The sequence below is a fragment of the Pseudomonas sp. 18173 genome, from assembly GCF_050432945.1.
Lineage (GTDB): Bacteria > Pseudomonadota > Gammaproteobacteria > Pseudomonadales > Pseudomonadaceae > Aquipseudomonas.
In genome coordinates this window covers 266,228-291,357 of sequence record NZ_JBKFTN010000006.1, presented here as the reverse complement: position 1 = coordinate 291,357, position 25,130 = coordinate 266,228, and the positions used below count along the sequence as shown (strand labels likewise).

The 25,130-nt window shown below is 59.8% G+C and carries 21 protein-coding genes, 7 tRNA genes and 1 riboswitch; of the genes, 23 read left to right on the top strand and 5 right to left on the bottom strand.

Going from position 1 to position 25,130, the window contains the following annotated elements:
• Window positions 1-177: 177 nt before the first annotated feature.
• The 7 genes from ACLD1X_RS09885 to astE all read left to right on the top strand — a co-directional run bounded on the left by ACLD1X_RS09885 (window position 178) and on the right by astE (window position 8,071).
• Window positions 178-1,398, top strand: a complete 1,221-nt coding sequence (locus tag ACLD1X_RS09885; RefSeq protein WP_429367127.1) for an aspartate aminotransferase family protein — start codon at window positions 178-180, stop codon at window positions 1,396-1,398.
• 207 nt (window positions 1,399-1,605) lie between these two features.
• On the top strand, window positions 1,606-2,625 hold the full coding sequence (gene aruF / locus ACLD1X_RS09880; protein ID WP_007971023.1) for an arginine/ornithine succinyltransferase subunit alpha: 1,020 nt from the start codon (window positions 1,606-1,608) through the stop codon (window positions 2,623-2,625).
• A 73-nt stretch (window positions 2,626-2,698) separates the two neighbouring features.
• The gene (astA, locus tag ACLD1X_RS09875; protein WP_429367126.1) at window positions 2,699-3,724 is read left to right on the top strand and encodes an arginine N-succinyltransferase; all 1,026 of its coding nucleotides are present in this window, start codon (window positions 2,699-2,701) and stop codon (window positions 3,722-3,724) included.
• A complete protein-coding gene (gene astD / locus ACLD1X_RS09870; protein ID WP_429367145.1) occupies window positions 3,721-5,190 on the top strand; it encodes a succinylglutamate-semialdehyde dehydrogenase in 1,470 nt (489 codons plus the stop codon). Before astA ends, astD begins: the two co-directional genes overlap by 4 nt.
• Window positions 5,191-5,353: 163 nt before the next feature.
• Entirely contained in the window at window positions 5,354-6,700 is a 1,347-nt protein-coding gene (gene astB / locus ACLD1X_RS09865) for an N-succinylarginine dihydrolase (RefSeq protein ID WP_429367125.1), read from the top strand.
• 60 nt (window positions 6,701-6,760) lie between these two features.
• Complete coding sequence (locus tag ACLD1X_RS09860) at window positions 6,761-7,048, top strand: topoisomerase II (protein ID WP_429367124.1); 288 nt, start codon at window positions 6,761-6,763, stop codon at window positions 7,046-7,048.
• 12 nt (window positions 7,049-7,060) lie between these two features.
• Window positions 7,061-8,071, top strand: coding sequence for a succinylglutamate desuccinylase (gene astE / locus ACLD1X_RS09855; protein WP_429367123.1), 1,011 nt, complete (start codon window positions 7,061-7,063; stop codon window positions 8,069-8,071).
• A 131-nt stretch (window positions 8,072-8,202) separates the two neighbouring features.
• Here the strand turns inward: astE and ACLD1X_RS09850 are convergent, their stop codons facing one another.
• Complete coding sequence (locus ACLD1X_RS09850; protein ID WP_429367122.1) at window positions 8,203-8,715, bottom strand: 6,7-dimethyl-8-ribityllumazine synthase; 513 nt, start codon at window positions 8,713-8,715, stop codon at window positions 8,203-8,205.
• 103 nt (window positions 8,716-8,818) lie between these two features.
• A riboswitch (FMN riboswitch) is annotated at window positions 8,819-8,989 on the bottom strand.
• Window positions 8,990-9,186: 197 nt separating this feature from the next.
• Here ACLD1X_RS09850 and ltaE point away from each other — a divergent pair.
• From ltaE to ACLD1X_RS09800, 10 genes are all read left to right on the top strand, one after another.
• A complete protein-coding gene (gene ltaE / locus ACLD1X_RS09845) occupies window positions 9,187-10,191 on the top strand; it encodes a low-specificity L-threonine aldolase (protein WP_429367121.1) in 1,005 nt (334 codons plus the stop codon).
• A gap of 146 nt (window positions 10,192-10,337) precedes the next feature.
• Window positions 10,338-12,959 carry an alanine--tRNA ligase gene (gene alaS, locus ACLD1X_RS09840; protein WP_429367120.1) on the top strand — a complete coding sequence of 874 codons (2,622 nt, stop codon included), beginning with the start codon at window positions 10,338-10,340 and terminating at the stop codon, window positions 12,957-12,959.
• A 91-nt stretch (window positions 12,960-13,050) separates the two neighbouring features.
• Window positions 13,051-14,292, top strand: a complete 1,242-nt coding sequence (locus ACLD1X_RS09835) for an aspartate kinase (RefSeq protein WP_007971040.1) — start codon at window positions 13,051-13,053, stop codon at window positions 14,290-14,292.
• 189 nt (window positions 14,293-14,481) lie between these two features.
• Window positions 14,482-14,670 (top strand): carbon storage regulator CsrA, encoded by a 189-nt coding sequence (gene csrA / locus ACLD1X_RS09830; RefSeq protein WP_002554426.1) that lies wholly within the window; start codon window positions 14,482-14,484, stop codon window positions 14,668-14,670.
• Between the two features lie 62 nt (window positions 14,671-14,732).
• A tRNA-Ser gene (locus tag ACLD1X_RS09825) sits at window positions 14,733-14,823 on the top strand.
• A gap of 107 nt (window positions 14,824-14,930) precedes the next feature.
• Window positions 14,931-15,007: transfer RNA gene (locus ACLD1X_RS09820), tRNA-Arg, on the top strand.
• Window positions 15,008-15,079: 72 nt separating this feature from the next.
• Window positions 15,080-15,156 (top strand) — tRNA-Arg (locus ACLD1X_RS09815).
• A 72-nt stretch (window positions 15,157-15,228) separates the two neighbouring features.
• Window positions 15,229-15,305, top strand: a tRNA-Arg gene (locus tag ACLD1X_RS09810).
• A gap of 72 nt (window positions 15,306-15,377) precedes the next feature.
• A tRNA-Arg gene (locus tag ACLD1X_RS09805) sits at window positions 15,378-15,454 on the top strand.
• Window positions 15,455-15,526: 72 nt separating this feature from the next.
• Window positions 15,527-15,603 (top strand) — tRNA-Arg (locus ACLD1X_RS09800).
• Window positions 15,604-15,623: 20 nt separating this feature from the next.
• Here ACLD1X_RS09800 and ACLD1X_RS09795 read toward each other — a convergent pair.
• A complete protein-coding gene (locus ACLD1X_RS09795) occupies window positions 15,624-16,142 on the bottom strand; it encodes a cell envelope protein SmpA (RefSeq protein ID WP_429367119.1) in 519 nt (172 codons plus the stop codon).
• 319 nt (window positions 16,143-16,461) lie between these two features.
• On the opposite strand from ACLD1X_RS09795, the gene mgtE reads away from it, so the two are divergent.
• Window positions 16,462-17,904: a magnesium transporter gene (mgtE, locus tag ACLD1X_RS09790; protein WP_007971042.1), complete on the top strand. Its 1,443-nt coding sequence runs from the start codon at window positions 16,462-16,464 to the stop codon at window positions 17,902-17,904.
• A gap of 101 nt (window positions 17,905-18,005) precedes the next feature.
• Here the strand turns inward: mgtE and ACLD1X_RS09785 are convergent, their stop codons facing one another.
• The 3 genes from ACLD1X_RS09785 to ACLD1X_RS09775 all read right to left on the bottom strand — a co-directional run bounded on the left by ACLD1X_RS09785 (window position 18,006) and on the right by ACLD1X_RS09775 (window position 19,178).
• Complete coding sequence (locus ACLD1X_RS09785; protein ID WP_003178899.1) at window positions 18,006-18,332, bottom strand: Arc family DNA-binding protein; 327 nt, start codon at window positions 18,330-18,332, stop codon at window positions 18,006-18,008.
• 411 nt (window positions 18,333-18,743) lie between these two features.
• The gene (locus tag ACLD1X_RS09780; RefSeq protein ID WP_429367118.1) at window positions 18,744-18,923 is read right to left on the bottom strand and encodes a PA3371 family protein; all 180 of its coding nucleotides are present in this window, start codon (window positions 18,921-18,923) and stop codon (window positions 18,744-18,746) included.
• A gap of 21 nt (window positions 18,924-18,944) precedes the next feature.
• Complete coding sequence (locus ACLD1X_RS09775; RefSeq protein WP_429367117.1) at window positions 18,945-19,178, bottom strand: hypothetical protein; 234 nt, start codon at window positions 19,176-19,178, stop codon at window positions 18,945-18,947.
• Window positions 19,179-19,469: 291 nt separating this feature from the next.
• Between ACLD1X_RS09775 and ACLD1X_RS09770 the strand changes: the two genes are divergently transcribed.
• The 5 genes from ACLD1X_RS09770 (at window position 19,470) to ACLD1X_RS09750 (ending at window position 25,078) form a co-directional block, all read left to right on the top strand.
• A tRNA-Arg gene (locus ACLD1X_RS09770) sits at window positions 19,470-19,546 on the top strand.
• A gap of 339 nt (window positions 19,547-19,885) precedes the next feature.
• Entirely contained in the window at window positions 19,886-21,490 is a 1,605-nt protein-coding gene (locus tag ACLD1X_RS09765; protein WP_429367116.1) for a response regulator, read from the top strand.
• Window positions 21,487-22,179 (top strand): sensor histidine kinase, encoded by a 693-nt coding sequence (locus tag ACLD1X_RS09760; RefSeq protein ID WP_429367115.1) that lies wholly within the window; start codon window positions 21,487-21,489, stop codon window positions 22,177-22,179. The genes ACLD1X_RS09765 and ACLD1X_RS09760 overlap by 4 nt, the downstream gene beginning before the upstream one ends.
• Window positions 22,180-22,380: 201 nt before the next feature.
• A complete protein-coding gene (locus ACLD1X_RS09755) occupies window positions 22,381-23,625 on the top strand; it encodes a glutamine synthetase family protein (RefSeq protein ID WP_429367143.1) in 1,245 nt (414 codons plus the stop codon).
• Between the two features lie 70 nt (window positions 23,626-23,695).
• Window positions 23,696-25,078, top strand: a complete 1,383-nt coding sequence (locus ACLD1X_RS09750; protein ID WP_429367114.1) for an MFS transporter — start codon at window positions 23,696-23,698, stop codon at window positions 25,076-25,078.
• The last annotated feature ends 52 nt before the right edge of the window (window positions 25,079-25,130 follow it).

The window sequence follows — 25,130 nt, the reverse complement described above, 5'->3', positions numbered from 1 at the left end:
GGCCAGTTAAACTGCGCCTTTGCGACCCTATATGTCGCATTGCCGTAAACCCGGGAAAATCCGGGGTTTGCGCTATAAGAAGTTGTCGCTTGGCGGCAAGGCCGGGCTGAAAACTGTCCTTACAATCCCCCCATCGCTCGCCAGTTTCAGGCGGGTGTTCCTCTTCAGGAGACTCCGATGTCCGTTGATCACGCTGCGGTAGAACGCGCCGATTTCGACCAGGTAATGGTTCCCAACTACGCGCCTGCCGCTTTCATTCCAGTGCGTGGCGCCGGTTCCCGCGTTTGGGACCAGTCCGGTCGCGAGCTGATCGACTTCGCTGGCGGGATTGCCGTTAACGTATTGGGCCACGCGCATCCGGCGCTGGTCGGTGCCTTGACCGAGCAGGCGAACAAGCTGTGGCACGTGTCCAACGTGTTTACCAACGAGCCGGCCTTGCGCCTGGCCCACAAGCTGGTCGATGCCACCTTTGCCGAGCGTGCCTTCTTCTGCAACTCCGGCGCCGAAGCCAACGAGGCCGCCTTCAAGCTGGCCCGTCGCGTCGGTCACGATCGTTTCGGCAGCGAGAAGTACGAAATCATCGCCGCGCTCAACAGCTTCCACGGCCGTACCCTGTTCACTGTGAACGTCGGTGGCCAGTCGAAGTACTCCGACGGTTTCGGCCCGAAAATCACCGGCATCAGCCACGTGCCGTACAACGATCTGGCAGCCCTGAAAGCGGCCATTTCCGACAAGACCTGCGCTGTCGTACTGGAGCCGATCCAGGGCGAGAGCGGTGTGATCCCGGCTGAGCTCGAGTACCTGCAAGGCGCCCGTGAGCTCTGCACCGCGCACAACGCGCTGCTGATCTTCGACGAAGTGCAGACCGGCATGGGCCGTACCGGCCACCTGTTCGCCTACCAGCATTACGGCGTGATTCCGGACATCCTGACCAGCGCCAAGAGCCTGGGCGGCGGTTTCCCGATCGCCGCGATGCTGACCACCGAAGACCTGGCCAAGCACCTGGTCGTCGGCACCCACGGCACCACCTACGGCGGCAACCCGCTGGCGTGCGCTGTTGCGGGCGCGGTGATCGACGTGATCAACACCCCGCAAGTGCTGGCTGGCGTCAACGCCAAGCACGACAAGTTCAAGGCGCGCCTTGAGCAGATCGGCGAGAAGTACGGCCTGTTCACCCAGGTGCGCGGCATGGGGCTGTTGATCGGTTGTGTGCTGAGCGATGCCTGGAAAGGCAAGGCCAAGGACATCTTCAACGCCGCTGAAAAAGAAGGCCTGATGGTGCTGCAAGCCGGCCCGGACGTGGTGCGCTTCGCGCCGAGCCTGGTGGTTGAAGACGCGGACATCGACGAAGGCCTGGACCGCTTCGAACGCGCCGCGGCAAAACTGACGCAAGCCTGATAGACCCTTCGACGCCTGCAGGTCAGGCGTCGAACCCAATTTTTGTATGCCGGGCCCGCTTTACTGTAGGAGCGAGCTTGCTCGCGATGGTGGATCAGCCACATTGGTGTCGACTGACACTCCATCGCGAGCAAGCTCGCTCCTACAGGAGTTCCAAGGCGGCCCCGGCTTATTTCCCTCAAAAGAGTTTAAGAAAGGAGTGACACCATGCTGGTGATGCGCCCCGCGCAAATGGCTGATCTGGGCGAGGTACAGCGTCTGGCTGCGGACAGTCCGATTGGTGTCACTTCCTTGCCGGATGACGTTGAGCGCCTGAGCGACAAGATCGCGGCAAGCGAAGCCTCGTTCGCCGCCGAAGTGAGCTTCAACGGAGAGGAAAGCTATTTCTTCGTCCTCGAAGACTCGGCCACCGGAAAACTGGTCGGTTGCTCGGCCATCGTGGCGTCGGCCGGTTACTCCGAGCCGTTCTACAGCTTCCGCAACGAAACGTTCGTGCACGCGTCCCGCGAGCTGAAGATTCACAACAAGATCCACGTGCTCTCCCAGTGCCACGACCTGACCGGCAACAGCTTGCTGACCAGTTTCTACGTGCAGCGCGATCTGGTGGGTTCGCCGTGGTCGGAACTCAACTCCCGTGGTCGCCTGCTGTTCGTGGCCAGCCATCCGGAGCGTTTTGCCGATTCCGTGGTGACCGAGATCGTCGGTTACAGCGATGAAAACGGCGACTCGCCATTCTGGGACGCCATCGGCCGCAACTTTTTCGACCTCAACTACGCTGAAGCCGAGCGTCTGTGCGGCCTGAAGAGCCGTACGTTCCTCGCCGAACTGATGCCGCACTACCCGATCTACGTGCCCCTGTTGCCGGACTCCGCGCAGGAAGCGATGGGCCAGGTGCACCCGCGGGCGCAGATCACCTTCGACATCCTGATGCGCGAAGGTTTTGAGACCGATCACTACATCGACATCTTCGACGGCGGCCCGACCCTGCATGCGCGTGTCTCGGGGATCCGTTCGATCGCCCAGAGCCGTGTGGTGCCGGTGAAGATCGGCGAGCCGGTCAAAGGTGTCGGTCGCCAGTACCTGGTCGCCAATGCCCAGTTGCAGGACTACCGCGCCGTCATGCTCGAGCTTGACTACGCGCCGGGTAAACCGGTGACCCTGGACCTGGAAGCGGCTGAAGCCCTGGGCGTCGGTGAAGGTGCCAGCGTGCGTCTGGTGGCGGTTTAACACCTGCTTAAAAGAATGCTTAGAAAGCAGCGAGTTTCACGGGTGGCGCAAGCGGCCCGTTTGAGGAGATAGCATGATCGTTCGTCCCGTACGCAGCAGCGATTTACCCGCTCTGATCGACCTGGCCCGCAGTACCGGCACCGGCCTGACTACCTTGCCGGCCAACGAAGAGCGTCTGGCCCACCGGGTCGGCTGGGCCGAGAAGACCTTTCGCGGCGAAGCCGGGCGGGCCGATGCGGACTACCTGTTCGTGCTCGAAGACGACAACGCTCGTGTGGTGGGCATTTCCGCGATCGCCGGCGCCGTCGGCCTGCGTGAGCCCTGGTACAACTTCCGGGTCGGTCTGACGGTCAGCGCTTCGCAAGAGCTGAACATCTATCGTGAAATCCCGACGCTGTTCCTGGCCAACGACCTGACCGGCAACTCCGAGCTGTGCTCGCTGTTCCTGCATGCCGATTACCGCAGCGGCCTCAACGGGCGCATGCTGTCCAAGGCGCGGATGCTGTTCATCGCCGAGTTCCCGCAGCTGTTCGGCAACAAGATCATTGCCGAGATGCGCGGTGTTTCCGACGAAGCCGGGCGTTCGCCGTTCTGGGAAAGCCTGGGCCGGCACTTCTTCAAGATGGAATTCAGCCAGGCCGACTACCTGACCGGCGTGGGCAACAAGGCGTTCATCGCCGAGCTGATGCCGAAATTCCCGCTGTACACCTGCTTCCTCTCGCCGGATGCGCGCAATGTGATCGGTAAGGTTCACCCGGACACCGAGCCGGCGCTGGCCATGCTCAAGAGCGAAGGTTTCAGCTACCAGGGTTACGTCGACATTTTCGACGCCGGCCCGGCCATCGAATGCGAAACCGGCAAGATCCGCGCCGTGCGTGACAGCCAGGCGCTGGTGCTGGCCGTTGGCACGCCGGGCGACGATGCCACGCCATTCATCATTCACAACCGCAAGCGCGAAGACTGCCGCATCACTGCCGCTCCGGCACGTCTGGCCGCCGGTACTTTGGTGGTCGACCCGCTGACCGCCAAACGTCTTCAACTCAACGCTGGCGATCAAGTGCGCGCCGTGGCGTTGTCCGCAGCTCGGGAGTCGAAATAATGAAGTCGCTTTACATCGCAGGTGAATGGCTGGCCGGTCAGGGCGAAGCCTTCGAGTCGCTGAACCCGGTGACCCAGCAGGTGCTGTGGTCCGGCGTCGGTGCCACTGCCGCTCAGGTCGAGTCGGCTGTGCAAGCGGCGCGTCAGGCGTTCCCGGGCTGGGCGCGGCGTACCCTGGAAGAGCGTATTTCGGTGCTGGAAGCCTTTGCCGCTGCGCTGAAGAATCACGCTGACGAACTGGCCCACACCATCGGTGAAGAAACCGGCAAGCCTTTGTGGGAAGCGGCGACCGAAGTGACCAGCATGGTCAACAAGATCGCCATCTCGGTGCAGAGCTACCGCGAGCGTACCGGTGAGAAGAGCGGCCCGCTGGGCGACGCCACCGCCGTGCTGCGCCACAAACCCCACGGTGTGGTGGCGGTGTTTGGTCCTTACAACTTCCCGGGCCACTTGCCGAACGGCCACATCGTGCCGGCATTGCTGGCGGGCAACAGCGTGCTGTTCAAACCGAGCGAGCTGACGCCGAAAGTGGCGGAACTGACGGTCAAGTGCTGGATCGAAGCCGGTCTGCCGGCTGGCGTGTTGAACCTGCTGCAAGGCGCTCGCGAAACCGGCATCGCCCTGGCGGCGAATCCGGGCATCGACGGTCTGTTCTTCACCGGTTCCAGCCGTACCGGAAATCACCTGCACCAGCAGTTCGCCGGTCGTCCGGACAAGATCCTGGCGCTGGAGATGGGCGGTAACAACCCACTGGTAGTCGATCAGGTCGCCGACCTCGATGCCGCGGTGTACACCATCATTCAGTCGGCGTTCATCTCCGCCGGCCAGCGCTGCACCTGTGCCCGCCGTCTGCTGGTGCCGCAGGGCGCCTGGGGCGATTCGCTGCTGGCGCGCCTGGTGGCGGTCAGTGCGACTATTGAAGTCGGTGCCTTCGATCAGCAACCGGCGCCGTTCATGGGCTCGGTGGTCTCTCTTGGCGCTGCGAAAGCATTGATGGATGCACAGGAACACCTGCTGGCCAATGGTGCCGTGGCACTGCTGGAAATGACCCAGCCACAGGCTCGGTCGGCTCTGCTGACCCCGGGTATCCTGGACGTGACCGCCGTCGCCGACCGTCCTGACGAAGAGCTGTTCGGCCCGTTGCTGCAAGTGATCCGCTACGCTGATTTTGAAGGGGCGATCGCTGAAGCCAACGACACCGCCTACGGCCTGGCCGCAGGTCTCTTGTCGGACTCCGAAGCACGCTACCAGCAGTTCTGGCTGGAAAGCCGCGCCGGTATCGTCAACTGGAACAAACAACTGACCGGTGCGGCAAGCAGTGCGCCATTCGGCGGCGTCGGCGCTTCGGGCAACCACCGCGCCAGTGCCTATTACGCGGCGGACTACTGCGCGTACCCGGTGGCCTCGCTGGAAACGCCGAGCCTGGTCTTGCCGGCGGCCCTCACGCCGGGCTTGAAGATGGCGTAGCGCCCGTTCGCGAGCAAGCCCGCTCCCACAAGGACTGCGTCGAACACAAAATTTGTGAACACTGCTGAACCTGTGGGAGCGGGCTTGCTCGCGAAGGCCGCGACCCGGTCTTACTGAACAGTTACTGAAGCCTATAACAACAGATTCTCGTGGAGCCTCGCTGATGAAATCCTATGAAGTCAATTTTGACGGTCTAGTGGGGCCGACCCATAACTACGGCGGCCTGTCCTACGGCAACGTCGCGTCCCAGAGCAACAGCCAGCAGTCCTCCAACCCCAAGGAAGCGGCGCTGCAAGGCCTGGCAAAAATGAAAGCGCTGATGGAAATGGGTTTCCAGCAGGGCGTACTGGCACCGCAAGAGCGCCCGGATGTGGCTGCACTGCGTCGCCTGGGCTTCGGCGGCACCGACGCTGAAGTGATCGAACGCGCTGCCAAAGACGCGATGCCGTTGCTGGTGGCCAGTTGCTCAGCCTCGAGCATGTGGGTGGCCAACGCCGCCACCGTCAGCCCGAGCGCTGACACCGCTGATGGCCGTGTGCATTTCACCGCCGCCAACCTCAACTGCAAATACCACCGCAGCATCGAACACCCGACCACCAGCCGCGTGCTGGGGGCGATGTTCGCTGACCAGAAACACTTTGCCCACCACGCCGCCCTGCCGGCCGTGGCGCAGTTCGGTGACGAGGGCGCGGCCAACCACACGCGTTTCTGCCGTGAGTACGGCGAAGCCGGTGTTGAGTTCTTCGTGTTCGGCCGCAGTGCGTTCGACACGCGCTACCCGGCTCCGCAGAAGTACCCGGCACGCCAGACCCTCGAAGCGTCGCAGGCCGTTGCCCGCTTGCACGGCTTGAGCGATGACGGCGTGGTCTATGCGCAACAGAACCCGTCGGTGATCGATCAGGGTGTGTTCCACAACGACGTGATCGCCGTCGGCAACGGGGAAGTGCTGTTCTATCACGAGGACGCTTTCCTCGAGACCGAGAAGATGCTGGCCGAATTGCAGAGCAAACTCGCCAAGGTCGGTGGGAAATTTCAGTCTGTCTGTGTGCCGCGTTCCGCGGTAACCGTGGAAGACGCGGTTCGCTCCTACCTGTTCAATAGCCAGCTGCTGTCACGTCCTGACGGCTCCATGCTGTTGATCGTGCCGGAAGAATGCCGTGGCAATGAGCGTGTCTGGCAGTACTTGCAGGGTTTGACCAGCTCCGGCGGCCTGATCCGCGAAGTGAAAGTCTTCGATCTCAAGCAGAGCATGCAGAACGGCGGTGGCCCGGCTTGCCTGCGGTTGCGTGTCGCACTCAACGAAACCGAACTGGCGGCCGTCAACCCAGGGGTTATCATGACGGCGCCGTTGTACGGCACTCTGACCGAATGGGTCGAGAAGCATTACCGCGACCGCATGACCGAAAACGATCTGGCGGACCCGCAATTGCTGCTTGAGTGCCGGACGGCACTGGATGAACTGACGCAAATCCTTAAACTGGGCGCGGTTTATCCATTCCAGATCAATTGATCGACGGCGCGCTTCGGGCACGACAGCGCGCCGCTTCATCTCAAACGAGAGCGTAATGACATGAGCGACAAACTGCAGCTGATCCTTGAAGACACTGACGGCACGCAACTGGAAACCTCCTGCACCCGCGTTGCGGTCATGTGGCAAGGCAAAGAGCTGTGGATCCAGCAGGACGGCCGTGGTCAATTGCTGATCGGCGTGGACGTCGAAGAAGGCGATGCCGAATACGCCAACCTGCTGCTGCGCCCATTGGCGACTAATCTGGTAAGTCTGCAACTGGAGATGGAACCGGCTGACCTCACCGACGAGGAACACGTTCACGGCCCGGATTGCAACCACGATCACTAAGGAAACCGCTCTATGCTCGCCCTCGGCAAACTGCTTGAACTGACCCTCGCCGGTCGTGAACCGGCGGAGAAGACTCAACTGACTGTCGAAGGCGTGCGCATGCGCTGGTTGAGCGAAGGTGCGCTGGAAGTCCGGCCACCCGAAGCGCGTGACAATGGCCTGGACCTGCTGCTGTCGGCGGGGATCCATGGCAACGAAACAGCGCCGATCGAGTTGCTCGATCGCCTGTTGCATGACATTGCCCGCGGCGACTTGAAGCCGCGCGCACGTATTCTGTTCCTGTTCGGCAACCCCGAAGCGATTCGCAAAGGCGAGCGTTTTATCGAGCAGGACGTCAATCGGCTGTTCAACGGCCGTCACGAACAAAGCAGCGGTTCCGAAGCCCTGCGCGCCTGTGAGCTGGAGCGCCTGGCTGCGAGTTTCTTCAGCCTGCCGGATCGCCAGCGCCTGCACTACGACCTGCACACGGCCATTCGTGGCTCGAAAATCGAGCAATTCGCGTTGTACCCGTGGAAAGAAGACCGCCAGCATTCGCGCCAGGAACTGGCGCGCCTGCGCGCCGCCGGCATGGAGGCGGTGTTGCTGCAGAACAAGCCGTCTATCGTTTTCAGTTCTTATACCTACGACAAGCTCGGTGCAGAGGCTTTTACCCTGGAACTCGGCAAGGCGCGGCCATTCGGACAAAACGCCGGGGTCAATGTCTCGCTGCTGGAGGAACGCCTCAAGCAGATCATCGAAGGGACCGAACCGGAACTGACGGAAGCGGCACTGGACGGTTTGCAGCTGTACAGCGTGGCACGGGAAATCATCAAGCACAGCGACAGCTTCCGCTTGAACCTGCCGGCGGATATCGAGAATTTTTCCGAACTGGATGTGGGTTACCTGCTGGCTGAAGACATCGCCAACACCCGCTGGATCATCGAGGAGGAGGGTGCCCGGATCATCTTCCCCAACCCCAAGGTGAAGAATGGCCTGCGTGCCGGCATCCTGATCGTGCCGACTACCGACGAAAACCTGGCCTGATTACGGCATTCAACCTTTGTAGGAGCGAGCTTGCTCGCGATGAACCCGAGAGCGCCGCGGGGTGCCAGGCTTCCCGCGTTATCGTTGACGACCATCGCGAGCAAGCTCGCTCCTACAGGGTTTTGCGGTGTTTAGACGGCTACGGCACGTGGTTCAGTGCGACGCAGGCTGCGAATCTTCGACAACGTATCCGCACACGTCTTCGCCGCTTCCTGGCCTTTATGCACGAAATGCTCGAAGAAGAACTTGTGGTGCAGTTCTTCACCGGCATGGAAGTGGTGCGGGGTCAGGGACACCGAGAACACCGGCACTTCGGTTTCCAGCTGAACCTGCATCAGGCCGCTGACGACCGACTGGGCGACGAACTCGTGGCGGTAGATCCCGCCGTCCACCACCAGGGCTGCGGCGACGATGCCGGCATAACGACCGGTCTTGGCCAGCAGCTTGGCGTGCAGGGGCATTTCAAAGGCACCGCCGACTTCGAAGAAATCGATGTCGGACTCCTGATAACCCTGGGCAATCATTTCGGCGACGAAGCCTTTACGGCTCTGATCGACAATATCCTTGTGCCAGCAGGCCTGGATGAACGCAACGCGCTCGCCGTGGTGGTGTTTGCTTTTGCTGTCGATTGCGGTGGGTTGCATGTTCTGACTCCTGTTTGTGTGAAAAACAGGGCGTTATGAATCGAAGGGGATTCAAGGGGACGCACGCTCGCACGAATGCTGGCGGATGGCCCTTTGCTGTCAATCCCGTTCTCTCTTCATCCGGACTATGACCGTCGGCCCCGGGATCACACCGGGTCTGCTGACCTTGCTGCCAGGCACCGCCGAAGCCGTGCTGTCACCAAGCGCTCGCGGGCTATGCGCATTGCGCGCAATTACCGCCGGTGGGGAGTTGCACCCCGCCCTGAGAACGTTTTTGCCGCCGGAATGTTTGGCGGCGCAGCGTTTTTATCACATATTTGCGGTATGCGCATGGCCCCTTTTGGATGATTGTTATCGACTTTTCTGTTGGTTTAATCGGCCTTTTCCTACGCAAGGGTTGATTAATCGTCGCCATGCCCGCAGTAATTCTTTCCTGAAAGGGATTTTCCCCTGCTTACCGAGGCCAGATTCATGAGCGTTATCGATCTTCGCAGCGACACCGTCACCCAACCTTGCGCCGGCATGCTCGACGCGATGGCCAACGCTGCCACCGGCGATGACGTGTATGGCGAAGACCCGACGGTCAATCACCTGGAAGCCGAACTGGCCAGGCGCCTGGGGTTTGCCGCGGCACTGTTCGTGCCGACTGGCACCATGAGCAACCTGCTTGGATTGATGGCCCATTGCGATCGCGGTGACGAGTACATCGTCGGCCAGCAGGCCCACACCTATAAATACGAAGGGGGTGGCGCAGCGGTGCTCGGCTCCATCCAGCCGCAACCGCTGGAAGTGCAGGCCGATGGTTCGCTGGACCTGGCCCATGTCGCGGCGGCGATCAAACCGGATGACTTCCACTTCGCCCGCACCCGCTTGCTGGCGCTGGAAAACACCATGCAGGGCAAGGTCCTGCCGCTGGAATACCTGGCGCAGGCGCGCAGTTTTACCCGCGAGCATGGCTTGCAACTGCACCTGGACGGTGCGCGTTTGTATAACGCGGCGGTGAAGCTGGGTGTGGATGCCCGGGAAATCACCCAACATTTCGATTCCGTCTCGGTGTGCCTGTCCAAAGGGCTGGGCGCGCCGGTCGGTTCGGTGCTGTGCGGCTCGGCCGAACTGATCGGCAAGGCCCGGCGCCTGCGTAAAATGGTCGGTGGTGGTATGCGCCAGGCCGGGATTCTGGCGGCGGCAGGCCTGTATGCACTGGATCACAACGTAGAGCGCCTGGCCGACGACCACGCCAACGCGCAATTGCTGGCCGAAGGCCTGCGTGCGGCGGGCTTCGAGGTCGAGCCGGTGCAGACCAACATGGTTTACGTGCAGATGGGCGACAAGGCCGAGGCGCTCAAGGCGTTTGCCGCCGAGCGCGGGGTCAGGCTCAGTGCCGCCGCGCGCCTGCGCATGGTCACGCACATGGACGTCAGCCGTGCGCAAATCGGGCAAGTCGTCGCGACATTCGTCGACTTTTCGCGCAAGTGATAGCGTTAGCACTCCAATTGACCGTTTCTATCGTATAAACACGCTGTACCCCGCGCGCAGGGCCGATATAATGCGGCCCTTTGCCGTCGCTTCGTCTGTTGACGTTTCGAACAGGCCTTTGGCCGCAGCCTCCGTGGAAGAACCTAATGAAAAGCGCAGAAATCCGTGAAGCCTTCCTTCGCTTCTTCGAAGAGCAAGGCCACACCCGTGTAGCCTCCAGCTCTTTGATTCCGGGCAACGACCCAACCCTGCTGTTCACTAACGCGGGGATGAACCAGTTCAAGGACTGCTTCCTGGGCCAGGAAAAGCGCGCGTACACCCGCGCTGTCAGCAGCCAGAAATGCGTGCGCGCCGGCGGCAAGCACAACGACCTGGAAAACGTCGGTTATACCGCTCGTCACCACACTTTCTTCGAAATGCTGGGTAACTTCAGCTTCGGTGATTATTTCAAGCGTGACGCCATCAGCTACGCCTGGAACTTCCTGACTTCCGACAAGTGGCTGAACCTGCCGAAGGAAAAGCTCTGGGTCACCGTCTACGCCAGCGATGACGAGGCGTATGACATCTGGACCAAGGAAATCGGGGTTCCGGCCGAGCGCATGGTGCGCATCGGCGACAACAAGGGCGCGCCGTACGCCTCCGACAACTTCTGGACCATGGGCGATACCGGCCCGTGCGGTCCTTGCACCGAGATTTTCTACGATCACGGCGCCGACATCTGGGGCGGCCCGCCGGGCTCGCCGGAAGAAGACGGCGACCGTTACATCGAGATCTGGAACAACGTGTTCATGCAGTTCAACCGCACCGCCGATGGCGTGTTGCACCCGCTGCCAGCGCCGTCGGTCGACACCGGCATGGGCCTGGAGCGGATCAGTGCCGTGCTGCAGCACGTTCACTCGAACTATGAAATCGACCTGTTCCAGAGCCTGCTGAACGCATCGGCCAAGGCCATTGGTTGCACCAACGACGCTCAGGCTTCCCTGAAAGTCGTGGCTGACCACATCCGTTCCTGCGGTTTCCTGATCGCCGATGGCGTGCTGCCGTCCAACGAAGGCCGCGGTTACGTGCTGCGCCGGATCATCCGTCGCGCCTGCCGTCACGGTAACAAGCTGGGCGCCAAGGGCAGCTTCTTCTACCAGATCGTCGCGGCCCTGGTCGCCGAGATGGGTGAAGCCTTCCCGGAACTGAAATCCCAGCAAGCGCACATCGAGCGCGTGCTGAAGGCCGAAGAAGAGCAATTCGCCAAGACCCTGGAGCAGGGCCTGAAGATCCTCGAGCAGGATCTGGCCGAGCTCAAGGGCGACGTGGTACCGGGCGACGTGGTGTTCAAACTCTACGACACCTACGGTTTCCCGATGGACCTGACCGGCGACATCGCTCGCGAGCGCAGCCTGACCATCGACGAAGCAGGTTTTGAACGCGAGATGGAAGCCCAGCGCGTCCGTGCCCGTTCCGCCAGTTCCTTCGGCATGGACTACAACAGTCTGGTCAAGGTCGATGTGGACACCGAGTTCACCGGTTACACCGCTCACAGCGGTTCGGCCAGGATCGTTGCTCTCTATAAGGACGGGCAATCGGTTGACGTGCTGAGCGAAGGCGAAGAGGGCGTGGTCGTTCTGAACCAGACGCCGTTCTATGCGGAGTCCGGTGGCCAGATCGGCGATTGCGGCTTCCTCCAGGCTGGCGCTGCGCGTTTCGACGTGCGTGACACCACCAAGACCGGCGGTGCGTTCCTGCACCACGGTGTGCTGGATTCGGGCAGCCTGATCGTAGGTGCTCCGGTCGAGGCTCATGTCGATGCCGAAGTGCGTCACGCGACGTCGCTGAACCACTCGGCGACTCACTTGCTGCACGCCGCATTGCGCCAGGTGCTGGGCGATCACGTTCAGCAGAAAGGCTCGCTGGTCGACAGTCAGCGCCTGCGCTTCGACTTCAGCCACTTCGAGGCCATCAAGCCTGAACAGCTCAAAGCGCTGGAAGACATCGTCAACGCCGAGATTCGCAAGAACTCCGAAGTTGAAACCGAAGAAACCGACATCGAAACCGCCAAGCAGAAAGGCGCCATGGCGCTGTTCGGCGAGAAATACGGCGACAACGTGCGCGTGCTGAGCATGGGCGATTTCTCCGTTGAGCTGTGCGGCGGTATCCACGCCAACCGTACCGGCGACATCGGCCTGCTGAAAATCATCAGCGAAGGCGGTGTGGCATCGGGTGTGCGTCGTATCGAAGCTGTCACCGGTGCGCAAGCGCTGGCCTACTTGAACGCGGCGGAAGAACAACTCAAGGAAGCGGCCAGCCTGGTCAAGGGCAGCCGCGACAACCTGATCGACAAGCTGTCGGCTGTGCTGGAGCGCAACCGTCTGCTGGAGAAGCAACTCGAGCAGTTGCAAGCCAAGGCTGCCAGTGCCGCGGGCGACGACCTGTCGGCCCAGGCGCTGGACGTCAAGGACGTGAAAGTGCTGGCCGTGCGTCTGGACGGCCAGGATGGCAAGGCGCTGCTGGCGCTGGTCGATCAACTGAAAAACAAACTCGGCCGCGCAGTGATCCTGCTCGGCAGTGTCCATGAGGATAAGGTCGTTCTGGTTGCAGGCGTAACCAAAGACCTGACTGGCCAACTCAAAGCCGGTGATTTGATGAAGCAAGCCGCTGCGGCAGTGGGCGGGAAGGGCGGTGGTCGTCCAGACATGGCGCAAGGCGGCGGTACCGACGCTGGCGCACTGGATGCGGCACTGGCCCTGACCGTTCCGTTTGTAGAGCAGGGTCTATAAGGCAGTACGTGCGGCTCGCAGTCTAGTGGCGGGCCGCAATGCTGTTTGAGTGATTATTTGGGCGCCCTTCATGGGCAGAGGCGGCTTTGAAATGGCTTTGATCGTACAGAAATTTGGAGGCACCTCGGTCGGCACCGTCGAGAGAATCGAGCAGGTCGCCGACAAGGTTAAGAAATTCCGCGATGCCGGCGATGACCTGGTGGTTGTGCTGTCTGCAATGAGCGGCGAAACCAACCGTCTGATCGATCTGGCCAAGCAAATCAGTGGCGACGGTCAACCGGTTCCGCGCGAGCTGGACGTGATCGTCTCCACCGGTGAGCAGGTGACGATTGCCCTGTTGGCCATGGCACTGATCAAGCGTGGCGTGCCGGCGGTGTCCTACACCGGCAATCAGGTGCGGATTCTGACGGATAGCGCACACAATAAAGCGCGTATCCTGCAGATTGATGACCAGAAGATTCGCGGTGATCTGAAGGCAGGTCGTGTGGTAGTGGTCGCCGGTTTCCAGGGCGTCGACGAGCACGGCAATATCACCACCCTCGGTCGTGGCGGTTCCGACACCACCGGCGTGGCGCTGGCGGCAGCCCTGAAGGCTGACGAATGCCAGATCTACACCGACGTCGACGGCGTCTACACCACCGACCCGCGTGTGGTGTCCGTGGCTCAGCGCCTGGACAAGATCACCTTCGAAGAGATGCTGGAAATGGCCAGCCTCGGTTCCAAGGTGTTGCAGATCCGTGCGGTCGAGTTCGCCGGCAAGTACAACGTTCCGCTGCGCGTACTGCACAGCTTCAAGGAGGGTCCGGGCACCCTCATTACTATTGATGAAGAGGAAACCATGGAACAGCCGATCATTTCCGGTATCGCTTTCAACCGCGATGAAGCCAAGCTGACCATCCGTGGCGTGCCAGACATCCCGGGCGTTGCATTCAAGATTCTCGGCCCGATCAGTGCCGCGAACATTGAAGTCGACATGATCGTGCAGAACGTCGCGCACGATAACACCACCGACTTCACCTTCACCGTGCACCGCAACGACTACCAGGCGGCGCAAGCCGTGCTGGAAAAGACCGCTGGCGAGCTGGGTGCCCGTGAAGTCGTGGGCGACACCAAGATCGCCAAGGTGTCGATCGTCGGCGTTGGCATGCGTTCTCACGCAGGCGTTGCCAGCCGCATGTTCGAATCCCTGGCCAAGGAAAGCATCAACATCCAGATGATCTCGACTTCGGAAATCAAAGTCTCCGTAGTGATCGAAGAGAAGTATCTGGAACTGGCTGTGCGCGCTCTGCACACGGCTTTCGAACTGGACGCACCGGCCCGACAGGGCGAGTGATGCGTTTGCCAAAAGGCGCGGTCTGACCGCGCCTTTTGTTTTTTTGAATGGCGTGACCCCCCGAGACTGTTCTTTTGCTCGCGCTAGTCAATACTCAGGCATGTAGGGCTGCGACCGCTCCGGTTGTGGGTCGAGTGCCTTTTTTTTGCAGACTGTTGTCCCTGAAATGAAATGCGTGAGGAGAAAGGTATGCTGATTCTGACTCGTCGGTGCGCAGAAAGCCTGATTATCGGTGATGGCGAAATCACCGTGACCGTGCTCGGCGTCAAAGGAAATCAAGTGCGCATCGGTGTTAATGCTCCCAAAGAGGTGGCTGTTCACCGGGAGGAAATTTACCTGCGTATCAAGAAAGAGAAGGACGAAGAACCAAGCCATTAATTTTTATCGTTTTTTATGTTTGCAAACGGGGAAGAAGCTGGTTAATATACGCCCCGTGTTGCGGAGAGCTGGCCGAGTGGCCGAAGGCGCTCCCCTGCTAAGGGAGTACACCTCAAAAGGGTGTCGGGGGTTCGAATCCCCCGTTCTCCGCCATTATTTGCTTAGTACGTTGTAATCTGGCTTCTTCGGTAAGTTGTTGAAATTACTAGAAAAAGTGTTTGACATAGAGATTAGACGGCCTATAATGCGCGGCAACAAATGCACTCGTAGCTCAGCTGGATAGAGTACTCGGCTACGAACCGAGCGGTCACAGGTTCGAATCCTGTCGAGTGCACCATTTAAGAGTTGTTTGCAGTGATGTGAATGACTTGGCTTCAACCAGTTGTGATCTGGTCTAAAAACACAAATTGCACTCGTAGCTCAGCTGGATAGAGTACTCGGCTACGAACCGAGCGGTCACAGGTTCGAATCCTGTCGAGTGCACCATTTAAGAGTTGTTTGCAGTGATGTGAATGACTTGGCTTCAACCAGTTGTGATCTGGTCTAAAAACACAAATTGCACTCGTAGCTCAGCTGGATAGAGTACTCGGCTACGAACCGAGCGGTCACAGGTTCGAATCCTGTCGAGTGCACCATTTAAGAGTTGTTTGCAGTGATGTGAATGACTTGGCTTCAACCAGTTGTGATCTGGTCTAAAAACACAAATTGCACTCGTAGCTCAGCTGGATAGAGTACTCGGCTACGAACCGAGCGGTCACAGGTTCGAATCCTGTCGAGTGCACCATTTAAGAGTTGTTTGCAGTGATGTGAATGACTTGGCTTCAACCAGTTGTGATCTGGTCTAAAAACACAAATTGCACTCGTAGCTCAGCTGGATAGAGTACTCGGCTACGAACCGAGCGGTCACAGGTTCGAATCCTGTCGAGTGCACCATACAAACAAAAAGCCCGCCTTTAAAGCGGGCTTTTTGCCGTCCGGGATTTGGCTTTTCCCTTCGTGCATCCCCTCTCGTCGAACTCCACCTGTGCGCTGCGACCTCTTTGGGTGTCGTAACGGTAGGTCGTGGCCGAATTGCGAATACTGATCTTGTCTGGCTTGCCAAGCGCGCTCTCGACGTCTTGCTGGCTCATGCCCGCGACCACCCGCTGATTGATGATCGCTTCCCGGCGCTCCCTGGCGCTGATCAGGTTTCCACACTTGTCCTGCGCCCGGCCGACCACGGTCGGCTCTGTGCTGTTGATGTTCATTGCTGACGTTTCACGGGGTTCGGCTGGCGGGATAAGCGCCACTGTGCTGCCAGGGGGAAGGGCGCGGACGTCTTGAAGTGAGGCGCGTTCCCCTGCGGCACAGCTGAGCGTGGTGAAGGTAATGCGTCCATCGGCCGCTTCGCAGCGTTGAACGGTGGTGGCGAGTGCCAGGGGCAGGGGGCCGAGCAGGCTGAGCAGTAAAAGGCATTGTGAAATCGATGACATCGGCCGTCCTCCATGACGTTCCTTTTCAAGGGTAGCGACTACAATTTTCGAAGCGGTGTGTTTTCTTTTCAGAATACGTCGTCGCATTTTGACGGATCAGGACAACGCTCAAGATTGTTGTGCAAGCGCTTGTTTCAGCCACGATTTTTTAACGTTTAAAACCGTCAGGCGGTGTATCATTGCGCCCGTCAGCCCCGCCGGGGCTTGTGGAATACCTCCATGGACTTACCCAGTAGTTACTCAGTACCCCGTTTTACCAATCATGAATTGACTGATTGATCCTTCCGGCGTGCCCCGCTGCTGGGAGTGGAGTTCGCCTATGTCTGAAGTTGAAGTAAAGAAAACGCAGGAAAGCTTGCAGGATCGCCTGGCTCAGGTGGTTGAGTTGCTGCAGCGCCAGCGAGTGGTAGAAGACCTGACTCACCGCCAGGAAGGCCCGCATCATGACCGGGTCGAGAACCTGGTCCACCGGCAGAACCTTGTCGAGTTGCAACGCAAGCTCGATGACCTGCACTCCGCCGACGTCGCCTACATCCTTGAAGCCTTGCCGCTGGACGACCGTCTGACGCTCTGGCAATTGGTCAAGGCCGATCGCGACGGCGACATCCTTCTCGAAGTATCCGATTCGGTTCGTGAATCGCTGATCGCCGACATGGACGATCACGAGCTCCTGGCTGCGGCCAAGGACATGGATGCCGACGAACTCGCTGACCTGGCCTCCGAGCTGCCGCGAGACGTCGTCCATGAGCTCATGGAGACCCTCGACCAGCAACAACGCGAGCGTGTGCGTTCGGCACTGTCCTATGACGAGGAGCAGGTCGGTGCGCTGATGGACTTCGAGATGGTGACCATCCGTGAGGATGTCAGCCTTGAAGTGGTCTTGCGTTATCTGCGCCGTCTCAAGGAGTTGCCGGGCCATACCGACAAACTGTTCGTGGTCGATTACGACGGCGTCCTCAAGGGTGTGTTGCCGATCAAGCGTTTGCTGGTCAACGATCCGGACAAACAGGTTTCCGAGGTGATGGCCAGCGATCCGGTGAGTTTTCACCCGGACGAAGACGCTTACGATGCTGCCCAGGCATTCGAGCGTTATGACTTGATCTCCGCGCCCGTGGTCGACAAGAACGGCAAGCTGATCGGCCGTCTGACCATCGATGAAATGGTTGACCTGATCCGTGAAGAGAGCGAAAGCGAAGTTCTCAACATGGCGGGTCTGCGTGAAGAAGAAGACATTTTTGCGTCGGTCTGGAAATCCCTGCGTAACCGTTGGGCCTGGCTGGCGATCAACCTGATTACCGCGTTCGTGGCTTCCCGGGTCATCGGTTTGTTCGAAGGTTCGATCGAGAAGCTCGTGGCGCTTGCGGCATTGATGCCGATCGTGGCGGGCATCGGCGGCAACTCGGGTAACCAGACCATCACCATGATTGTCCGGGCCATGGCGCTGGACCAGGTGAGCACCGGCAATACTTCGCGCCTGATGCGCAAGGAATTGGCCGTCGCGTTGATCAACGGCGTGATCTGGGGCGGGGTGATTGGCGTGGTTGCCTACCTGCTCTATGGCAGTTGGTCATTGGGGGTGGTGATGACCGCCGCGATGACGCTCAACTTGCTCCTTGCAGCGTTGATGGGGGTCTTGATCCCGATGACCCTGGCGAAGATGGGGCGCGACCCGGCAATGGGGGCCAGTGTGATGATTACGGCCATGACCGACAGCGGCGGCTTTTTCATCTTCCTCGGGTTGGCGACAATCTTCCTGCTCTGATGTCCCGTTCATTGAAAACCCGCCACTTGGCGGGTTTTTTTTGCCTGGATTTCAGGCAAAAAAAAGCCAGCGATCAGGCTGGCTTGAGCTTTCTGCTTGAATCAGGACGCGTCGGCGGCCATTTCAGCGTCATGCGCGATCAGCGAAACCAGGGCGTTCTGCTGTCGATGGGAGAGTTGTCGGAAGCGCTGCAGCAGCTCGCGTTCGTGCAAGGAAAGCTCCGGGCTGTCCAGGCGCATGCTCAACTCTTCTCCCAGTGCGCCTTCCTGAATAAGACTCTGCTCAAGGCGCGCAATGATTTCGGAGTTCATGCTGCGATGATGATTGCGAGCCACCTCGGCAATGCGTTCACGCATTCCGTCTGGCAGACGTACGACGAACTTGTCAGCCGTACGGCTGGAATAAATTGCCTGTTTCAATGGGCGCATATATTTAACCGGTTAGTTCAGGGGAGCGGTTTTCGGGATTGGCCGCAGGATGTCTGATAGGACAAGCGCTCTGACCAAATGTTCAACCTGAATTGATAGAGGCACGCATCATGCCCCAAACCAGCCAGATCCTTGGCGTCAATTCTGTGACAAATATTGAACTGGATAAAGGCGTTCTGCCAGCACCAATTATCAGAAATGCGGACTGGTTTGAAAAGTTCGACCGGACCGTAACGCATAACGCATCCTCCACCCGACGAAAGGTTTCTGACGGGAGGAAAAGGTGGACTCGATCGCTGTTCCTTGCCTTTACAGAATAGTGGCAAATGGCCGATTTACTAGGGGGAAGTCTTGTAGAGGGTCAATTCGGGATGGATGGCAGGCCCTTGCACCGGGTCTGCCAGGCCGGGATCAACGCAGTACCGGATCGAACTTGATCTTGCGTCCGGCGATCAGTGCGAGCACGAACAGGCCGCTGAAGACCGCACAGGCGATCAGGGGGAGGGTGACGACCATGTCCTGGGTCAATGACAGATGAAAAATGCCACTCAACAAGGCGAGGATGAAGAAACTCGCGGCTGATCTGGACATGCTGTGCTCCTGGTGGGGGATTCAAAATACCAAGCGTTCGGATGACGGCGCCGTTAGCAGGATGTTTTCCTGGCTCGCTTGCGGGCTGACAAATCCGTGCCGATCACTCAATTGCGCCAGTTGCGGCGCCTTCTGCAGCTGAAGGTAATGCGGCATAAGCTGGGCAACCTGCGTAGTGCCGCTCTCGGGAACAAAATGAAATCCCGATAAAACAGCCAGTGCGATTGCATTCGAGAGTAAAAGGACGCTGTTCATGGCGTGGGCCTCGGTTGCTCTACAAGAACAGTAGAGGCAGCTCGCATGCCAGAGTCTATCGGCAATTAAATTCTTAAAAAACAATGAATTAAGTTATTTTTGGTAAAGCACCCTATTGCATTTTGCAAGGGTGGCTTTTGGCAGCAATGCAATTTGCACGGTAAACGGGCCCGCCCCCGGCCGAGGCGTCTGCCTACACTTAAAAAGCCCTACGGACGACATGACAAAAGCGGGCCCTGCCGTTAACATGCACGCCGTCCATCGCGTCGCGTTTCGTTGCGGCCGACTTGTGTCTCAGTAGCTCAATTGGATAGAGCATCCCCCTCCTAAGGGGAAGGTTGGCAGTTCGAACCTGCCCTGGGACACCATCATTTTTCAGCACTTCGCTGTCCGGAAAGCCCCGTCGGAAAATTGATTCCGGCGGGGCTTTTTTGTGCGCGATGTCTCGTTTTCAGCAACGCCTTCACCTATCCGGAGTGAGCCTTGCGCAAGGCTCTCAAGGGAACGCCACTGCTGGCCGATAACCCGGGCAGTCAGGGGCCATTTTGCCTTTTGCGGTTGGCTTGGGGGCTTCATCTCTGTGAGTAGGTGTTTGATAGCCTAGTGCCACCCGTTATCATCTGCGCGCCAAAACAGGGGCTGCGAAGCTGAGTCCGTCCGTGTATTTGCCTTTGGGTTCTTCTTCTTAAATTGCCTGGAAATCTTCGATGCTGTCGTATCACCAAAAGCGTTTTCTGATCGTCGATGATTTCTCGGACTTCCGCAGTTCGGTTCGGTCGATGTTGCGCGAACTGGGCGTCAAGGAAGTGGACACTGCCGACACTGGCGAACAGGCACTGAAGATGTGTTCGCAGAAACAGTACGACTTCATCCTGCAGGACTTTCACCTGGGTGACGGCAAGAAAAACGGCCAGCAGGTGCTCGAAGACCTGATGGAGGAAAAGCTGATCAGCCATGAAGCGGTGTTCGTCATGGTCACCGCCGAAACCAGCCAGGCCATGGTGCTCAGTGCGCTGGAGCACGAACCCGATGCCTATCTGACCAAGCCCTTCAACCGGTCCAGCCTGGCCCAGCGCCTGGAGCGTCTTGAGCAGCGCAAGACCCTGCTCAAGCCGATCCTGCAGGCCCTTGACCGCGGCAAGCCGATGGAGGTGCTCAACGCCTGCATCGCCTTGTGCAAGCAAGACATCCGCTATTCGCCGCTGTGCCTGCGCTACCGCGCCGACGCCCTGCGCGATCTCAATCAGAACGAAGCGCTGGAGCGGCTGTACGATGGCATCATCGCCGACCGCCCGTTGCCATGGGCGTTTGCCGGGTTGGGCAAGTTGCTGTTCAAGCGCGGCCAGGTCGGGCAGGCCAAAGGCATTTACGAAAAAGCCCTGAAGGTCTTCCCGATGATGCCGTCGCTGTATGACGGCATGGCTGACGTGCTGGTTGCCGAAGGCGACACCAAGGGCGCGCAGCGCGTTCTGGAAGAGGCGATTCGCCTGTCGCCGCTGGCGGTGCGCCGGCAAGCGTTGCTGGGCAAGCTGGCGATGACCAACGAGGATTTCGACACCGCGGCCAAGGCCTATCGCCAGGCCGTGAGCCAGGGGGCGCAGTCGCGGTTCAAGGATGCCGAGAGCAACCTCGGGCTGGCCCACGCATTGATCAGCAAGGGCAGCGAAAGGGGGCTGGACACCCGGACCCGGCTGGAGATCAACACCACATTGAGCGCCGTGGCCAAGGAAAACCCTTCCGACCCGGGCCTGCAGATTCGCGCGCGCCTGATGAAGGCCACCAGCCTGTTGCTCAACGATGCCGAGACGGCTGACAAGCTCACCGAGCAAGCGCTGTTGCGCCTCGATGGCATGGAGCAATTCATGAGCGCCGAAGCGGCGTTGCTGGTGGCCAAGCAACTGAAAATGCTCGGGCAGAGCGAGGCCGGCACCGCGATGCTGAAAAACTGCGTGGAGATCTATGGCGACGATCCGGCGGTCATGAAGGACATCGCCAAGCAGACCGACGACCCGAGCATCCTCAATTCCGGTAACGCCGCCGCCGAGCTCAACCGGCAGGGCGTGCGCGTGTACAAGACCGGCAATCTGGTGGAGGCCCGGCAGGTCTTTCGCAAAGCCCTGGCCATGCAGCCGAAGAACATCAGTATCGCCCTTAACCTGGCGCAGTCGTTGTTGCACGGCACCGATACCGGCGCTCCTTCAGCGGAGCTGGAAGAGTGCCGGACCTGCCTGAAAATGGTTGGCCTGATGCCCGACAGCGACGCGCGCTATCCGCGTTACCAGAAGCTGAAAAGCAAGGCGTTTGGCCAATGAACGACAACCGGCAGGCACTGGATTTCTCCACGGTGATCGCCTCTACCGTGCACGACATGAAGAACTCGCTGGCCATGCTGATGCAGGCCCAGAGCCAATGGCTGGCGCGATTGCCGGAGTCGGACCGGCAGACGCCGGAGCAGGGCGTGATCGACTTCGAGTTCGCTCACCTCAACGGCATGCTGGTGCAGTTGCTGGGCCTGTATAAGCTCGGCGTCAACCAGATGCCGTTGCAGCCGGCCTACCATGAACTGGACGACTTCATCGAAGCGCAACTGGCTTGTCATCAGGAGGTGTTCGCCAGCCGCGGCATCATGGCCACCTATGAAGTGGACCCGCTGAGCCCGCTGGGTTTCTTCGACCGCGAGTTGATCGCGTCGGTATTGGCCAACTGCATCAACAACGCGATTCGCTTTGCGCGGCATGCGGTGTTGATCAGTGCCAGCGACGAAGCCGGGCAACTGGTGTTGACCATCAATGACGATGGCGAGGGGTATCCGGCGCAGATGATCGAGCGTCAGGCCGATTATGTGCAGGGCATCAATCAAAGCACCGGCAGCACCGGCCTGGGCCTGTACTTTGCCGGACGGATTGCTGGGTTGCATCAACGCAATGGCGTCGGCGGACGCACCGAAATCAGCAATGGCGGGCCGTTGGGTGGCGGGGTGTTCCGGCTTTACCTGCCCTGACAGGCAGCATATTTATCGACGCTGCTTGAAATTCCGAACACGTGGAGCCTATTTTGTACGGTCGCCGTTCGCGGCCCGCACAATAACAAGGATAGCGTCATGACGACCGTTGGCCTGAGTTCACTCGCGCAGCGATTGACGGGCATTGATGAAGTTGAATGTGTCACGCCGGATTTGAATGGCGTTCCACGGGGCAAAGTGATGACCAGCGAGGGGTTTCTCGACGGTCGACGTTTGCAGATGGCGCGGGGCGTGCTGCTGCAATGCATCATGGGCGGATACCCGCCGGCGCGTTTTTACGGCAGCGACGACGGCGACCTGGCGCTGATTCCGGACCCCGCACAAATCCATCGCCTGCCCTGGAGCCATCCACCGCGGGCCTTCGCCATTTGCGATGCGGATGAGCTGGGCACCACCACCAGCTGCAATCTGTCGACTCGCGGCCAGCTCAAGTCGGTGATTGCCCGTTACGCGGCCCGTGGCCTGGCGCCAGTGGTGGCGACCGAGCTCGAGTTTTTTGTCTTCGCCCCCAACACCGATCCGAACCAGGCTTTTCAACCGCCACTGGGGCTGGACGGTCGTCGCGAGGATGGTCAGTCGGCGTTCAGCGTCAGCTCCAACAACGGGCTGCGCCCCTTCTTCAATGAAGTCTACGAGTGCATGGCTGCGTTGGGCTTGCCGCGCGATACCTTCATGCACGAAATGGGCGTCAGCCAGTTCGAGATCAATCTGCTGCATGGCGATCCGCTGTTGCTGGCCGACCAGACGTTCCTGTTCAAGCACCTGCTCAAGGAAGTTGCTCTCAAGCACGGTCTGAGCGTGGTGTGCATGGCCAAGCCGCTGGCGCATACGCCGGGCAGTTCGATGCATATCCACCAGAGCGTCGTCGAGATCGATTCGGGGCGCAACGTGTTCAGCGATGAGGCGGGGCAGGAGACAGCCACCTTCCGCCATTTCATTGCCGGTCAGCAAGCTTGCATGGCCGACTTCACTGCGTTGTTTGCGCCGAACGTGAACTCCTATCAGCGTTTGTGCCACCCTTACGCTTCTCCGAATAATGCCTGCTGGTCCCACGACAACCGGGCGGCCGGCCTGCGTATTCCGGCCAGTCTGCCGGTGGCCCGTCGGGTCGAGAACCGCCTGCCGGGCGCCGATGCCAATCCGTATCTGGCGATTGCCGCAAGCCTGGCGGCGGGGTTGCATGGCATCGAGAATGCGTTGGAACCGAGCGCGCCGATCCAGGGTGAGTTCGAAGTGCCGGACAATCTTTCGTTGCCCTGTACCTTGCATGCGGCACTCGAGCGTCTGAAACGTAGCCAGTTGGCCAAGGAACTGTTCGGTGCGGAATTCATCGAAGGCTACATTGCTTCGAAGAACCTGGAGCTGAGCAGTTTCCTTGATGAAATTACTCCCTGGGAACGGCGTGTATTAGCTGCTCAGGCCTGACGATCCGTCGACATCCGGCTATCGTTTAGCGATAGCCGATTCTCACTGCAAGGAGCCGCTCGGAACGCCGATGCGCCAAATCTGGAAATCCTTTCGAGCACTGTATTTCGCCTCGCTGATGATGTTGATCGGCTCGGGCCTGTTGAGTACTTACCTGGGCCTGCGCCTGGCGGCCGACCATGTCGACAGCCTGTGGGTCGGTGCCTTGATGGCCGCCAACTACTTCGGCCTGGTGCTGGGAGGCAAGATAGGTCACCGGTTGATTGCCCGGGTCGGGCATATCCGCGCTTATTCGGCCTGTGCCGGGATTGTCGGCGCGGCGGTGCTGGGCCATGGCCTGATCGATTGGCTGCCGGCGTGGCTGTTCCTGCGGGTGATCGTCGGCCTTGGCATGATGTGCCAGTACATGGTGATCGAGAGCTGGCTGAACGAGCAGGCCGAAGCCAGGCAACGCGGGCTGGTGTTCAGCGGCTACATGATCGCCTCTTACCTGGGGCTGGTGATGGGGCAGCTGATTCTGGTCATGCACCCGGCGCTGGGGCTGGAGCTGCTGATGCTGGTCGCCCTGTGTTTCGCGTTGTGCCTGGTGCCCGTGGCCCTGACACGACGGATTCACCCGGCACCCTTGCATCCGGCGCCCATGGAGCCACGGTTCTTTATCAAGCGCGTGCCACAGTCATTGAGCACGGTGCTCGGGGCGGGCCTGATCGTCGGCTCGTTCTACGGTCTGGCGCCGCTGTATGCCTCGCAGCAAGGGTTGTCCACGGAGCAGGTCGGCCTGTTCATGGGGTGCTGCATTTTTGCCGGGTTGCTGGTGCAGTGGCCGTTGGGCTGGTTGTCCGACCGCTACGATCGGGCTGTGTTGATCCGCAGTTTTGCGTTCAGCCTGGCCCTGGCTGCATTGCCGCTGGCGATCATGCCGCAGGTGCCGCTGGAGGTGCTGTTTATCGCCGGTTTTATCTGTTCGCTGGTGCAGTTCTGCCTGTATCCGTTGGCAGTGGCGTTCTCCAACGACCACGTCGAAGGCGATCGAAGGGTGTCCCTGACGGCAATGTTGCTGGTGACCTACGGGGTCGGTGCGAGTATCGGGCCACTGGTGGCCGGCGTGCTGATGAAGCTGTTCGGCAGCCAGATGCTTTATGCGTTTTTCAGTTTCTTCGCGTTGGTCCTGGTGTGGCGGATTCGCCCGAAAGCGGTGACCAACCTGCATCAGGTGGAAGATGCGCCGCTGCATCACGTGGCCATGCCGGACAACATGACGAGTTCACCGCTGGTGGCCTGTCTCGACCCGCGTGTCGATGAGCAGGTGGTGCAGGATCAGATGCAGGGTCCGGTGAGTAACGGGCCAGAGCCTGAATCAGAGCCTGAAACGGTCACCGAGACTGAAACCGATCAGCCGCCGGAAGATCCTGATACAGGGCGGGACCCTAACTTCAGCGAGGCCAGGCCTTAAATCCCGGGCACAAAAAAACGGGCAGTCACCGCAAGGGACTGCCCGTTTTTTA